Source organism: Nocardiopsis coralliicola (genome assembly GCF_054779695.1).
The window spans coordinates 56222-69632 of record NZ_BAAGXT010000022.1 but is presented as its reverse complement, the minus strand read 5'-3'; the positions used below and the strand labels follow the sequence as shown (position 1 = coordinate 69632).

General features: G+C 75.7%; 12 protein-coding genes. 9 read left to right on the top strand and 3 right to left on the bottom strand.

The genetic code is table 11. From position 1 onward, the window contains the following. The first annotated feature begins 248 nt into the window (after positions 1-248). From sigE to ACYVGT_RS16500, 4 genes are all read left to right on the top strand, one after another. The gene (gene sigE / locus ACYVGT_RS16515) at positions 249-956 is read left to right on the top strand and encodes an RNA polymerase sigma factor SigE (RefSeq protein ID WP_460859179.1); all 708 of its coding nucleotides are present in this window, start codon (positions 249-251) and stop codon (positions 954-956) included. Beyond that, complete coding sequence (locus ACYVGT_RS16510) at positions 953-1687, top strand: zf-HC2 domain-containing protein (protein ID WP_460859177.1); 735 nt, start codon at positions 953-955, stop codon at positions 1685-1687. Before sigE ends, ACYVGT_RS16510 begins: the two co-directional genes overlap by 4 nt. After that, positions 1684-2781, top strand: coding sequence for a sigma-E factor regulatory protein RseB domain-containing protein (locus ACYVGT_RS16505; RefSeq protein ID WP_460859174.1), 1098 nt, complete (start codon positions 1684-1686; stop codon positions 2779-2781). Before ACYVGT_RS16510 ends, ACYVGT_RS16505 begins: the two co-directional genes overlap by 4 nt. 742 nt (positions 2782-3523) lie before the next feature. Continuing rightward, complete coding sequence (locus tag ACYVGT_RS16500) at positions 3524-4624, top strand: S1C family serine protease (RefSeq protein ID WP_460859172.1); 1101 nt, start codon at positions 3524-3526, stop codon at positions 4622-4624. Between the two features lie 117 nt (positions 4625-4741). Here ACYVGT_RS16500 and ACYVGT_RS16495 read toward each other — a convergent pair whose 3' ends face one another. Next, entirely contained in the window at positions 4742-5209 is a 468-nt protein-coding gene (locus ACYVGT_RS16495) for a nucleoside deaminase (RefSeq protein ID WP_460859170.1), read from the bottom strand. 181 nt (positions 5210-5390) lie between these two features. Next, positions 5391-6530, bottom strand: a complete 1140-nt coding sequence (locus ACYVGT_RS16490) for an Mrp/NBP35 family ATP-binding protein (RefSeq protein ID WP_460859168.1) — start codon at positions 6528-6530, stop codon at positions 5391-5393. A 226-nt stretch (positions 6531-6756) separates the two neighbouring features. Between ACYVGT_RS16490 and ACYVGT_RS16485 the strand changes: the two genes are divergently transcribed. The 5 genes from ACYVGT_RS16485 (at position 6757) to ACYVGT_RS16465 (ending at position 12205) form a co-directional block, all read left to right on the top strand. Continuing rightward, positions 6757-7719, top strand: a complete 963-nt coding sequence (locus ACYVGT_RS16485) for an RNA polymerase sigma-70 factor (RefSeq protein WP_460859166.1) — start codon at positions 6757-6759, stop codon at positions 7717-7719. A 273-nt stretch (positions 7720-7992) separates the two neighbouring features. Then, positions 7993-9162, top strand: coding sequence for a lysostaphin resistance A-like protein (locus ACYVGT_RS16480; protein ID WP_460859164.1), 1170 nt, complete (start codon positions 7993-7995; stop codon positions 9160-9162). A 93-nt stretch (positions 9163-9255) separates the two neighbouring features. Continuing rightward, on the top strand, positions 9256-9909 hold the full coding sequence (locus ACYVGT_RS16475; RefSeq protein WP_460859162.1) for a DUF6758 family protein: 654 nt from the start codon (positions 9256-9258) through the stop codon (positions 9907-9909). 97 nt (positions 9910-10006) lie between these two features. Continuing rightward, a complete protein-coding gene (locus ACYVGT_RS16470) occupies positions 10007-10870 on the top strand; it encodes a PHP domain-containing protein (RefSeq protein ID WP_460859160.1) in 864 nt (287 codons plus the stop codon). A gap of 174 nt (positions 10871-11044) precedes the next feature. Next, positions 11045-12205 carry an MBL fold metallo-hydrolase gene (locus ACYVGT_RS16465; protein WP_460859158.1) on the top strand — a complete coding sequence of 387 codons (1161 nt, stop codon included), beginning with the start codon at positions 11045-11047 and terminating at the stop codon, positions 12203-12205. Between the two features lie 92 nt (positions 12206-12297). On the opposite strand, the gene ACYVGT_RS16460 is transcribed toward ACYVGT_RS16465, so the two are convergent. After that, the gene (locus tag ACYVGT_RS16460; RefSeq protein ID WP_460859156.1) at positions 12298-13182 is read right to left on the bottom strand and encodes an alpha/beta fold hydrolase; all 885 of its coding nucleotides are present in this window, start codon (positions 13180-13182) and stop codon (positions 12298-12300) included. Positions 13183-13411 lie beyond the last annotated feature (229 nt).

Genomic DNA, 13411 nt, shown 5'->3' with positions numbered 1-13411 from the left:
GCCGGTGCGCCCCGCGGGCCGTGCGGGGCCGGTGTGCAGGCGGCCGGCAGGCCGGGGAAGCAGGCCCCGGCGCGGCTCCGGGCGGGGCGGGTGCAGGCCCTGCCGCCGCGCTGACGGGCATGCGTCCGCAGGTAGGCTTGCGGTGCCGGAACCCCTCGCCGGGAACGGACCGCGGTGCGCCGCGGGACTCACCCGGGGATTGAATCGCCGGGCGGCGGTGTTGTACCGCGGTAGGACCGTCCGCCCGCGTGCATGTCCCCGATGCGGCGGCGGGCCCGTCCGGCGCACCGCGCCGGCGGCATCCGCACCAGTCGGATGCACGGCGCGAGCGAAAGGAGTACCGGGTGGCCGACCCCGACGCTGCCGTCGATTTCGAGCAGTGGCAGCCGCCGAGCTGGGACGAGGTGGTGCGCAACCACTCCGCCCGCGTCTATCGCCTCGCCTACCGCCTGACCGGCAACCGGCACGACGCCGAGGACCTCACCCAGGAGGTCTTCATCCGGGTCTTCCGGTCGCTGTCCTCCTACACCCCCGGCACGTTCGAGGGCTGGCTGCACCGGATCACCACCAACCTCTTCCTCGACATGGCGCGGCGGAAGGCGCGGATCCGGTTCGAAGGGCTCGCCGACAACGCCGACGAGCGCCTCCAGGGCCGGGAGCCGTCGCCGGCGCAGTCCTATGACGACCGGCACTTCGACGCCGACGTCCAGGCCGCCTTGGATGCGCTGCCCGCCGAGTTCCGCGCCCCCGTGGTCCTCTGCGACATCGAGGGGCTCTCCTACGAGGAGATCGCGGCCACCCTGGGCGTGAAGCTCGGCACCGTGCGCAGCCGCATCCACCGCGGCCGCGCCCAGCTGCGCGCCGCACTCGAGCACCGGCGCCGCGTCGCGCGCCAGGCCGCAGGCGCCGCCGCGGAGCCCGCACCCACCGAGATCCGGACCGGGGAGGCGGAATGAGCAGGGAGCACCTGGGGGAGCGGCTGTCCGCCCTCATCGACGGCGAACTCGGCCACGCTGAACGGGACCGCGCACTGAGCCACCTCGCCGCGTGCGAGCCGTGCCGGTTCGAGGCCGACCTGCTGCGGCGGCTCAAGCGGCGGCTCAGCGGCCTTGACGCCCCCGGCCCCTCCGGCGACTTCCTCGGCCGGCTGTCCGCACTGGGCGAAGACGAGTACCCGGGCGGCCCGCCGGACCAGCGCGGCGCGCAGCGTCCGCCGGGCCCCGCTGCGTTCGGCACCCGCCCGCCGCTCGGGTCGTCCCGCCCGATCGGCGGTTCCGCACCGCTCGGCCGCAGCGGCCCCGACGCCGCGCGCGCCGTGCAGGACCCGCCGCGCGAGGAGCGCCGCCGCGGCCCGCACGCTGCTCCCGCACCCCGTCTGCGCTGGCCGCAGCCTCCGCACTGGGGCGCCGCCCGCTACGCACTGGCCGGCGCCTCTGTGGTGGCGGTTGCGCTGGGCGGCGCGTTCGTCGCCGGCGGCGAGTCCGCCGAGGCTCCGGTGGTCCGTCCCGCGCTGGAGGACTACGCCGCCGAGCACGCGCTGACCGCCGGCCGGTCGTCCCTGCCGGCCGCTGAAGCGCCGCCCGGCCAGAGCGGAGCGCCCGCGGAGTCCGCCGCCGAGCGCGGCACCGCCGCCGAGCCGGCCTCCGACCCTGCCGTCCGCCCGGACCCCGCCCCTCGGGCGTGGTGACCGGCCGCCCGGCTGCACCACCGGCAGAACCGCCGCACGACGGCGCCACCGCGCTGGCGGTGATCTGCTGCGCGGTGCTGCTGTCCCTGCTCCTGACGGCCTCCGCTTCGCCCAGCGCCGCCCAGCGGCCCGCAGACGGCCGCGACGACGGCATGCCGCTGCTCGACCGCGCCGCCTCCGCGGCCGAGTCGGTCGCCTACGACGGGGTGCAGAGTGTCGGCGGCGCTGGCGCGCCGGTGCGCACCGTCGAGGTGGTGCACCGGCCTGGAGCCGGCACCGTGCTCTCCGGCGAGGACGGCCCGGACGACCCCCGCACCAGCGCCGACCGGCGTATCCGCGAGCGGCCCGGACTGGATGAGCGGGCGCTGTCCGCCCTCGCCGACCACTACCGGGTGACCGAGGCCGGTTCCGGCCAGGTGAGCGGCCGCACCGCGACCGTGGTGGCCGCGCTGCGCGCTGACGGCAGCACGGCCGGGCGCTTCTGGATCGACGACGCCACCGGACTGCCGCTCCGCCGCGAGGCCACCGACGCGCGCGGCGCCGTCGTGCACTACGCCGAGTTCACCCGGTTCGACGCCGGCGGCGGGGGCACCGGGGACGGATCCGGCGCCGGCCTGCTCAGCACCGGGGGCGGGCAGGGCGGGGACGATCCGTGGAGCGAAGCGCTGTCCGCCGACGACGTGGCCGCGCTGCGCGGCGAGGGGTGGTCGGTCCCCGGCCACCTCGCCTGGAATCTGCGCCTCGTCGACGTCCGCGCCAAGCACCAGGAGCGCGGCCCTGTCCTGCACCTCGGCTACACCGACGGGCTCACCGTCGTCTCCGTCTTCGCTGAGCGCGGACGGCTCGGCGAATCCGCGGGAACCGCGGCGGGCCTGCACGCGGTCCAAACAGGAGGCGGAGTCGTCTACACCGGCGAATCCGGGCAGCCGCGGCGGATGTGGGAGGCGGACGGATACGTGTACACCCTGATGTCGGCGGCACCGGAGGAGTCGGTGGCCCAGGCGGCCGAGGCCCTGCCGGCACCGGACGGCGCGGGCTTCTGGAACCGGGTCGCCCGCGGATTCGAGCGTTTCGGCACCTGGCTGGGGCCCTGACCCGCCCAGGCGCCTCCGGAACCGCCGGGCCGCCCCGCCATCGCTCCAGCCCCCAGCCCCCGACCCCCGACCCCTCCGCACCGCAGCGGACCGCCGCCCCCGACCCCAGCCCCCGACCGCGCCCAGACCCACCCCGACACCCGCCGGACAGCGCGCCGCCGGCCCCGACCGGCGGCAGCGGCTCCCCGACTGACCTGCGCGGCACTGACCGGCACCGGACGCCGCCGCCCCACCGCGCGCTGCAATCGCGGCGTAAGGTGCGAACGCGGCGGTTCGCCCCCGAGTGCGGCACCGCGCCGCTGACCGACGCTTTACCCGCCGTCCCGCACACTCCGGGCGAGCGGCGACAGACGGAGACCTCATGACCGACGCAACCGGACCCTCCTCCCCCGACGGACCCGGCGGTCCGAACCGGCCGGGCCCGCCGGATCCGGGCACCGGCGAGCAGCGGGCATTCCCACCCGTGCCCGGCGCCGGTCCGCCCGCGCCGCCAGGGGCCCCTGGCGCGCCCGGACATCCCGGTCAGTTCGGCCAGCAGGGCCAGCAGGGCCCGCCCGGGCCGTTCGGCCCGCCCGGCGCGCCGGGCGGCCACGGCCCCGACGGGGGGTTCGGCGCCGGGCCGGCGGGCCCGCCGCAGGACGCGGCCGGCGGGATGTATGCCGGCCCGCCCGGTGTGCCGCCCGGCCCCGGCGGCCCCGGCGGGCCGGGTACTCCCGGCCCCGGGCGCCGCCCCCGGCGCGGGATGCCGGTGTGGGCGGTGCTCATCACCGTGCTGGTGGTGTCGCTGGCCTCCGCTGCCGTCGGCGGCTTCATGGGCGGCCGGTTCGGCTCGCCCACGGCCGGGGCGACACCCTCCGACGGGCCCCAGCTCAACACCGCGCTGCCCAGCGATGCGCCCAGCCGGGCACCGGACACCGTCGCCGGCGTGGCGCAGCGGGTCAGCCCCAGCGTCGTGTCGATCCAGCCGAGCAACCGGAGCGAGGGCGGCAACGGTTCCGGCTTCATCATCGATGGCGACCACGTGGTGACCAACTACCACGTCGCCGGCGCGCTGGAGGGCGGCATGGAGGTCGCCTACAGCAACGGCCGCACCAGCCCGGCCGATATCGTCGACTCGCGCCCGGAGAGCGACCTGGCAGTGCTCAAGGTCCGCCGCCCGCAGGAGGTGGAGCCCTTGGAGTTCGGTTCCTCCGGCGACGTGACGGTCGGCGACGAGGTCATTGCCATCGGCGCGCCGCTCGGCCTCGCCGGGACCGTCACCAGCGGGATCATCAGCGCCACCGACCGGTCGGTGGCGCTCGGCGAGGACAGCGGCCGCACCGACATCAAGGCGCTGCAGACCGACGCGGCGATCAACCCGGGCAACTCGGGCGGGCCGCTCGTCGACCAGCAGGGCAGGGTGATCGGCGTGAACACCGCCATCCTCACCCAGTCCGCGCCGGGCGAGCAGGGCGGCAGCATCGGCCTGGGCTTCGCGATCCCCTCCGATGTGGCCGGCGATGTCGTCGACGACATCCTCGGCTCCGAGCCGTCGGCCTCGCCCTCGGACGAGGAGTCCGGCTCCGCGGAGGACGGCTCCGCGGCCGGTGGCGGGCTCGGGGTCGCGGTGGAGAGCGCCGACGGCGGCGCGCGCATCGCGGACGGCGACGACGCGGTCCAGTCGGGCAGCCCGGCGGACGAGGCCGGACTGCGGCCGGGCGATGTCATCACCCGCTTCGACGGGCGCACCGTCCCCGATGCCGACACACTCGTGGAACTGGTCGAAGAGGTCAGCCCGTCGGACACCGTCGAGGTGGAGTACGAGCGCGGCGGCGAGGCGCAGACGGTCGACATCGAGTTCTGACCGGTCCGGCCGGCGCGGCGGTACCCGCGCCGGCCGGTGCTGAGCCTCCGGCGCGGGGACGGCCCCCGCAACCCGCGGCCGCCAGCCGAGGGAGCAGCCGTGCGGAGCGGCGCCGCCTCAGGAGCCCGCCGGCTCCCGGCCGATGTCCTCGTTCCACAGGTCGGGGCGTTCGGCGATGAAGTCCTGCATGAGCGCGGTGCAGTCGGGGTCGTCGAGGACGGTGACGGCCACGCCGAGCCCGGCGAGCCAGTCCTGCCCGCCGGTGAAGGAGCGCGCCTCGCCGATCACCACCGCGCCGATGCCGAACTGGCGGATCAGGCCGCTGCAGTACCAGCAGGGCGCCAGCGTGGTCACCATCACCGTTCCGCTGTATCCGGGCTGGCGGCCCGCCGCGCGGAAGGCCGCGGTCTCGCCGTGCGCCGACGGGTCGCCGTCCTGCACCCGCCGGTTGTGCCCGCGGCCGAGCACCGCGCCGTCCGGGCCGATCAGCGCGGCGCCGATCGGCACGCCCCCCTCATCGCGGCCGGCCCGGGCCTCCTCCAGGGCGATCCCCAGCCAGGCGCGGGCATTGTCGGTGCTGGGCACGGTGGTCCTCCTGCTGCTGTCCTGCGGTCTGCTGCCGTCCTGCGATGCCGCCGCGCCGGCACGGGCGGCGGTCCTGCCTGCAGCACCGTATCCTGCACCGCCGCACAGAGCGGCGCCCCGCCGCCGCAGTGCGGGGGCGGGGCGCCGGACCGGCCGGGAGCGCGCGGAGTGCGCCCGGGCGCTACTTGCGGGTGGGGCTGATCCCGAGCTGCATCCCGGACAGCCCGCGCGGGCGGCCGACCAGGGACTCGGAGATGCCGGTGAGCACGGTGCTCGCCTCGGCGTCGGGGTCGCTGAGCACCAGCGGCTTGCCGGCGTCCCCGCCCTCGCGCAGGCGGACGTCCAGCGGCACCTGGCCGAGCAGCGGGACCTGGGTGCCCAGCGCGGTGGAGAGGCCGTCGGCGACCGACTGGCCGCCGCCCTCGCCGAACAGGTAGGTGCGCTCGTCGCTGCCGGGCGCCTGGTAGTAGGACATGTTCTCGATCACGCCGGCGACCTTCTGGTGCGTCTGCGCGGAGATGGCGCCGGCCCGCTCGGCCACCTCGGCAGCGGCCTGCTGCGGCGTGGTGACGACGAGGATCTCGGCGCCGGGAAGCATCTGCGCCACCGAGATGGCGATGTCGCCGGTGCCCGGGGGGAGGTCCATCAGCAGGACGTCGAGGTCGCCCCAGAAGACGTCGGCGAGGAACTGCTGCAGCGCGCGGTGCAGCATCGGGCCGCGCCACACCACCGGCTGGTTGCCCTGGGTGAACATGCCGACCGAGATGACCTTCACGTCATGCGCCGAGGGCGGCATGATCATGTCTTCGACCTTGGTCGGGTGCTGGTCGACGCCGAGCATCCGGGGCACCGAGTGGCCGTAGATGTCGGCGTCGACGACGCCGACCTTCTTGCCCTGGGCCGCCATCGCGGCGGCGAGGTTGACGGTGACTGAAGACTTGCCGACGCCGCCCTTGCCGGAGGCGACCGCGTAGACCTTCGTCAGCGAGCTGGGCTTGGCGAAGGGGATCTCCTTCTCGGCCTGGCCGCCGCGGAGCTTGGTTTGCAGGTTCTTGCGCTGCTCGTCGCTCATCACGTCGAGCTCGACGGAGACCCCGGTGACGCCGTCGACGCCGGAGACGGCGGCGGTGACGTCCTTCTCGATCCGGCCCTTCATGGGGCAGCCAGCCACCGTCAGGTAGATGCCGACGGCCACGGCGCCGCCGTCGCCGATCTCGACGCTCTTGACCATGTCGAGGTCGGTGATGGGGCGGTGGATCTCGGGGTCCTGGACGGTTGCCAGGGCCGCGTTCACCTGCTCGGTGGTGGGAGTGGAGGACATACCCACCATGGTAATAAAGGCCGCGCGTGCACAGGACTGCGCCTCCGGCCGGGAGAACACCCCCCGCGCCCCGCACCCCGCGATCTCGTGCCATCGTTCTCGGGCGGCACCCCGCTCCTGTGTGCCGATGCCTCCGGGTGAAGGTGCTTTCCGGTGTGGGGGTGGCCACCCGGCCCCGCGGCACTGTAGAGCTGGTGCAGGAGAACGGTTCGTCGGGGAGGGCGCAATGGCGGCGCAGGACGGGCGAGGCCGCGGCGCCCCGGTGCAGGGCGGCGCGGCCGAGCGGAGCCGTGTCTTCGAGGACCACCGGTCGCTGCTGTTCGCCGTGGCCTACGACATGCTCGGCAGCGTGCACGACGCCGAGGACTGCGTGCAGGAGACGTGGCTGGGCTGGGACCGCGCTGACCGGTCCGGGGTGGCCGAGCCCAAGGCCTACCTCGTCCGGTCCGTCGCCAACCGGGCACTGAACAAGGTCCGCTCGGCCGCGGCGCGCCGGGAGAGCTACGTCGGCCCGTGGCTGCCCGAGCCGCGCAGCGACGAGCCGGACGCCGCCGAGACCGCGGAGCGGGCCGAAGAGGTGTCCTATGCCCTCCTGGTGGTCCTGGAGACCCTGGGGCCGGTGGAGCGCGCGGTCTTCGTCCTGCGCGAGGTGTTCGGCCTGCCCTTCGACGAGATCGCCGGCATCGTCGACCGGAGTACCGCCGCGGTCCGCCAGACCGCGGTCCGCGCGCGGCGCCGGGTGCGCGAGCGCCGGCCGCGGCACCGGCCCGACCGGGCGGAGTGGCGCCGCCTCACCGAGCAGTTCCTCGCCGCCAGCGCCCGCGGCGATGTGGCCGGTCTCACCGCGCTCCTCTCCGACGGCGCCCGCGTGGTCACCGACGGTGGCGGCAAGCGGCAGGCCGCGCTGCGGCCGATCACCGGGGCCGCGAAGGTCGCCCGGTTCATCGCGGGGATCGCGGCCGAGGCCGGGCTGCTCCACGAGAGCGCGTTCGAGGCCGCAGAGGAGGCCGAGATCGGCGGCGAGCCGGTGATCCTGCTGCGCGACGCCGGGGGCCGGGTGCACTCGCTGTGCTCCGTGGAGGTCGCCGACGGGCGCATCACCGAGATCTTCGTGGTCCGCAACCCCGACAAGCTGGTGGGGTTCGCTGACCGGCCGCGCCCTGGCAGTGAAGATGCGGCGCGTTCTTAACGTCGGCAATACACAGCCGGATAGTAATCTCGGCAAACGATGAGAAATACGCCACCGCCGCCGGGACCCTCGTGGCACACCGGCCCCGGAGGGCCCGACGGCCCGGACGGTCCGGGCGCTCCGCCGGCCGGGCAGCCGCCGCAGGCGTGGGCCTGGCCGCCCGGCACCCCGACTGCCGACGGCGCGCCCCCGGTGTGGGCCTGGCCGCCGCCGCAGCCGCCCCGCCCAGCGGGCGGACCGGCCCGCGCGCGTCCGGGGACGCCCTACCACCGGATGGCCCGCACCTGGCGGTTCCGCTGGTGGATCCCGCCGCTGGCGGTACTCGCCGTGCTGGCGCTCATCGTGCTCACGCAGTTCGTACTCTTCCTGCTGGCGAGCATCCTGGCGCTGCTGAACGGTCTGCAGCCGACGCCGGAGTCGCCGCTGGGCGCGGAGCTGCCGGATACCGTCTTCCTGCTCTTCGTGCTCGCCACGATGGCGCCGATCGTCTTCCTCGCGGTGCGCACCGTCCAACTGCGGCCGGTCGGCTCGCTGTTCTCCGTCGAGGGCCGGATGCGGTGGCGCTGGCTGGGCGTGTGCAGCCTGCTGTCGGTGCCGGTCATCGCCGGCTATCTGGGGCTGCTGTTCCTGCTCGACCTGGCCAGCGGCTCGCAGACACCGTTCGTCGGCGCCTTCGTCGGTGCCGAGCGGTTCGTTCCGGCGCTCATCGCGATCCTGCTGCTGGTGCCGTTCCAGGCGTCGGCGGAGGAGTTCGCGCTCCGCGGCTTCGTGCTGCAGCTCGTCGGCTCCTACGGCCGCGACCCCGCCGCGCCGCGCGGCGGTTCACCGGTCTCGCGCTTCCTGCGCACTCCGGTCCTGGGCATCCTGATCAGCGGCACGCTGTTCGCCGCCCTGCACGACTACCACTCCTGGGCGCTGCTGGACGTGGCGGTGTTCGGCCTGGCCATGGCCTGGCTGACCTGGTACACCGGCGGCCTGGAGGCGGCCATCGGACTGCATGTGGTGCACAACCTCGCCGCCTTCACCCTCACCGCGTGGGAGGGGGCCCTCGCCGACGCCGCCACCGGCGGCGGCTCCTGGCAGGGCGTAGTCGGCACCGCAGCCGAGGTTCTGGTCTACTGCGCCGCCGTCGTCCTGCTCGCGCGCCGGCGCGGGCTGCGCCGGACCGTGCCGGGCGACCCGGGCTCGGTCCCGGCGCGGCCGGAGCGCCGCCGCCTGCCGCACTGGGTGATGAGCGCCGCCGGCGACGGTCCGGCGGAGGCGTCCGGGGGCCGCCGCACCGGCGCGGCCACGGCCGCGGCCGGCGGAGAGGCCAGCGGCGCAGCAGACCAGGGGTCGCACTTCCAGACGCCGCCCTCCGCCCCCAGACCGGCCGGCGGTGCCTACGGGCACGGCGGGTTCGGCAGCGCGGCGGGCTGGGAGGAAGGCCCCGCGCGATCCTGAGCGGCCGCCCGCCTCCGTCGGTGCTCGGTGCGCCGGACGGTGCCCGCCCGGTGCGGTTTCCGTGCAGGTCGGGCGGGTATCCACCGAGTGACCATGAAGCACCAGCCATCCTGCCCGCGCTGCGGACTCGCCGTCCGCCCACCTGGACTGTGGTCCAGCGCCTGGCAGTGCCCCGCGCACGGTCCCGTCCCGCCGCTCCAGCCGGTGCGGCCGCCCGGCTCTGCGTCCCTGGACGGCCTTCTCCGCGCCGCCCAGGTTCCGGTCTTCGTGCCCTGGCCGCTGCCGACCGGCTGGGTCGTCACCGGCTTCGCCGACGCCGGCGATGAGCGGTCCGGCGCGCTGGCAGCGGCGGTCGCCCTGTCCGGGCCGGCCCCGCTCGGCGGCGTCGGCGAGATGGCCCTGGTCGCCGAGGACCCCGGAATCGGGCTGGGCGCGCGCCTGGCCGGTCTGAACGCCGCCGATCCGGGCGACGGGTTCGGCAGCGGCCGCCCCCACCTCCACCTGCGGCAGGGCCGCCGAGAGGTGCCGATGTGGCCGGTCGAAGGGGCGGACGGCCGGGCCGCCTACGCCGGCGAGTCGCACGCAGGCTGGTTCTGGCTGGTGCTCAGCCCGTCCGGCTGCGACGTCGCCACCTGCGAGCTCGAGGGCGTTCGGGACCTGCGCGACCGCGGTGACGGCGTCACCCTCGAACCGCCCTACGGCGCGCCGTCGCCCTTTCTGCAGAGCGTCCTCAGCCCGCAGGGCTGAGCCGCGCTCGGCCCGGTCCGGGGAGCGCCGGCCGGGTGGCAGCCGCGGAACAACCGGCTTTGCGGCGCAGCGCGCACTCGGTCCGTAGAATCGCCGGGTGACCCGTATCGACCTGCACACCCACAGTTCCGTATCGGACGGCACCGAGCCTCCGGCCGGCGTCATCGCCCGCGCTCAGCAGGCCGGCGTCGACGTCCTCGCGCTCACCGACCACGACACCGCGGCCGGCATCCCCGCCGCGGCGGAGGCCGTGGGGGCGGGCTTCACCCTGGTGCCGGGCATGGAGCTGTCCTGCGCGGACCGCGGGTCCAGCGTGCACCTGGTCTGCTACCTGTTCGACCCCGAGGCGCCGGAGCTCGCCGCCGAGCTCGCGCGGATCCGCGGCGACCGGGTGCACCGCGCCGAGGAGATGGTGCGGCTGCTGAAGGAGCACGGTGTCGGCGTCACCTGGGAGCAGGTCGAGCGGATCGCGTTCGGACCGGACGGGGCCGGCGTCGTCGGGCGTCCGCACATCGCGCGGGCGATCGTCGAGGCCGGCGCGGCCGCCGACGTCCAGGACGCGTTCGACCGCTGGATCTCCTCCGGCGGGCCGGCCTACGCCGCCCGGTACGCCCTGGACCCGGTCCGCGCGGTCCGGGTGGTGCGGGCGGCCGGCGGCGTCTGCTCGCTGGCCCATCCGGCGCGCGCGGAAGGGGCCTTCACCGGCGCGGTGCGCGAGGACCTGGCCGCGGAGATGGCCGCCGCCGGGCTCGGTGCGATCGAGGCCGACCATCCGGCGCACACACCCGAGGAGGCCGCCCACTGGCGCGGCGTGGCCCGCGGCCTGGGGCTCGCCGTGACCGGCTCCAGCGACGACCACGGCGCGCTGACCGGGCACCGGATCGGTGCCCGCACCACCGACCCGGAGGATTTCGCGCGGCTGATCGCGCCGGCCTCGGGGCGGCCGCCCATCACCGGCTGAACCGACCGGTCCGGCCGGGGCGCCTGCGCGACCGGCCGGAACATGCTTATTGCGCGCTTAGCGCGGCCCTGCGAGGCTGACCGGTCGCGCGACCGGGTACCGGTGGGCTCTCCAGGACCGGAACAATGGTGGCGCACGTATCGAGGATCGAACGCGAATCGAAGGGTCGGCACCGTGTTCTGGAAGCGGAAGGGCAAGAAGAAGGACGGCGAAGCGGGCGGCGGGTCCGCGGCGGTGGCGCTCGACGAGACGCGTGACGGCGCCGAGGACACCCCCGAGGGCGCCGGCGGCTCCGACGCGGAGACCGGCGGCGCGACGGACGGCACCGCCGAGGAGGCCGGCGGCAGCACTGCGCAGAAGGCCCCGGCGAAGGGCGGCAAGGCCGCGGAGGCCGGCGAGTCCGAGGACGCCGAGGACAGCGGCAGCGACGGCACCGAGGACGCCGCTGACGACGACGCCGCGGACGCTCGGGACGGCAGCGACGGCAGCGACGATGCTGCGGGCCCCGCCGGCGCGAAGGACGGCGCCACCGCAGCCGCCGGCCGAGGCGGGGACGCCGCGGACGCCTCCGGCTCCGAGGCCTCCGAGGACGCCGAGGACGCCGAGGACTCCGAAGACGCCGAGGGCTCCGAAGACTCCGAGGACGAGGACGCCGCTCCCCAGCGTGTCATCCGCCCGATCGAGCCGGAGGAGCCCGGCATCGGTGAGGCCGACTCGGACGGCATCCAGCGGGTGCGCACCGAGGGCCTGCTCAACGTCGACGACGAGGAGTTCTCCGTCGTCAGCAACACCTGGATCGTGAAGGCCGACGACGAGGGCGTCATCGTGGTCGACCCGGCACACGACGCCGAGATGATCCTGGAGGCTGTCGGCGACCGCGAGATCTACCTCGTGGCCTGCACCAACGCCTACAACACCCACATCGCCGCCGCGCTGGAGGTGGCCGAGCGGGACGAGGCGCCGATCGCGCTGCACCGCCGCGAGGTGCGCGCCTGGCGGCGCGTGCACGGCGCGGAGCACCGCCCCGAGATCGAGCTCGAGGGCGGCGGCTCACTCGCCGCCGGCGACCTGGAGATCGACGTCCTGCCGCTCCCGGGCACCTCGCCCGGCACCGTCGGCTTCTCCATCCCCGAGCTCGGCGCGGTCTTCTCCGGCGACACCCTGCGGGCCGGCGAGCTCGGCACCGTCGGCGAGGGCTACATCGACTACACCCGCCAGCTCCACTCGGTGGGCGAAGTCCTGCTCTCCCTGCCGCCGGACACCCGGGTCCTCCCGGACCAGGGCCCGGAGACCACGGTCGAGGAGGAGTCGGCGAACTTCAGCTCCTGGGTCTAGGGAGTGTCGGGTGGGTGGCGCGCAGCAGGACAGCTGTCCACCCGGCACGCCCCAGCCCGATCAGTGCGTGCCGCGGCCCGGCGGCCGGGCCGTCAGGTGCGCTCGGCGGTCTCGGCGGAGTTCCAGAACGCGGTGAGGGCGCTGGCGGTGGTCTCGGGCGCCTCGACGTTGGGCGAGTGCGCCGCGCCCGGCACGACGACCTTGCGGGCGCCGAGCCGGTCGGCCATCTCCGCCTGCAGGGCCGGCGGCCACGCGTCGTCGTGCTCGCCGCAGAGCACGAGCAGCGGCGCCTCGGCCGAGCGCAGCAGGTCGGTGCGGTCCTCGGCGCCGAGGATGTCCTCGCACATCCGCACCAGGCTGCGCGGGCCGTTGGAGGTCATCCGGACGCGCAGGAAGTCCTGGATCTCGCCCGGCAGGCCGCTGGCCTTGTTCACCGCATCGAGGTGGTCGTCCCACAGCCGCTGCAGCTGCGCCGGACTCGGGTCGGCGTGCAGGTAGGAGATCAGCTGCCGGGCGCTGGCCACCCGTCCGGCCGAGACCACGGGGCCCGGGCCGGAGCTCATCAGCACGAGCGACAGCAGCGGCACCTCCGCGCCGATTGCGGTCTCGCGCACCACCTGGCCGCCGTAGGAGTGGCCGAGGAGGTGCAGCGGCCCCTCATCGATCGCGTCCACGACGCTCGCCACCGCGCGGCCGAGCCATCCGGTGCCGTAGGAGCCGAAGTCCTGCGGTTCGGGCGACTGGTACTGGCCGGGCAGGTCGATCGCGACGACCGAGCGGCCCGCCTGGGCGAGGGTCTGCAGGAGTGCGATGAAGTCTTCTTTGCTCCCGGTGAGTCCGGGGACCAGGAGCGCGGTGCGGCGGTCCCGGCCGCCCGCGGCGGGTTCAGCGCGCAGGGCGGCAACCGGCCCGATGTCGGTGGTGATCTCGACGCGCTCGACGCCGGGAGGAAGCTCCAGAAACCGCGGTGTACTCACGACGGATCAGCCTAGACGATGGCGCCGCGCGGCCCGTTCGGGGCCGCTGGCGGCGGGTCGGCTGCGCTGCGGCGCGCCGCTGGGCGAAGGCCGCCGCGCCCGCATGGAGGCCCGGCGCAGAACGGGTGCGGGGCGTGGAGCGGGGGATGGGGGATGTGGTCGGTGACCGCAGTGCGCCGCCGCGGGGCGGTGGCGCCTGCGGGGCCCGTGCGGTGCACGGGCCGCCTGG

Bases quoted from the DNA above. Each gene is read 5' to 3' on its own strand.
- ACYVGT_RS16485 (WP_460859166.1), top strand. From the start codon at position 6,757: ATGGCGGCGCAGGACGGGCGAGGCCGCGGCGCCCCGGTGCAGGGCGGC.
- ACYVGT_RS16480 (WP_460859164.1), top strand. From the start codon at position 7,993: ATGGCCCGCACCTGGCGGTTCCGCTGGTGGATCCCGCCGCTGGCGGTA.
- ACYVGT_RS16475 (WP_460859162.1), top strand. From the start codon at position 9,256: ATGAAGCACCAGCCATCCTGCCCGCGCTGCGGACTCGCCGTCCGCCCA.
- ACYVGT_RS16510 (WP_460859177.1), top strand. From the start codon at position 953: ATGAGCAGGGAGCACCTGGGGGAGCGGCTGTCCGCCCTCATCGACGGC.
- ACYVGT_RS16500 (WP_460859172.1), top strand. From the start codon at position 3,524: ATGCCGGTGTGGGCGGTGCTCATCACCGTGCTGGTGGTGTCGCTGGCC.
- ACYVGT_RS16490 (WP_460859168.1), bottom strand. From the start codon at position 6,530: ATGTCCTCCACTCCCACCACCGAGCAGGTGAACGCGGCCCTGGCAACC.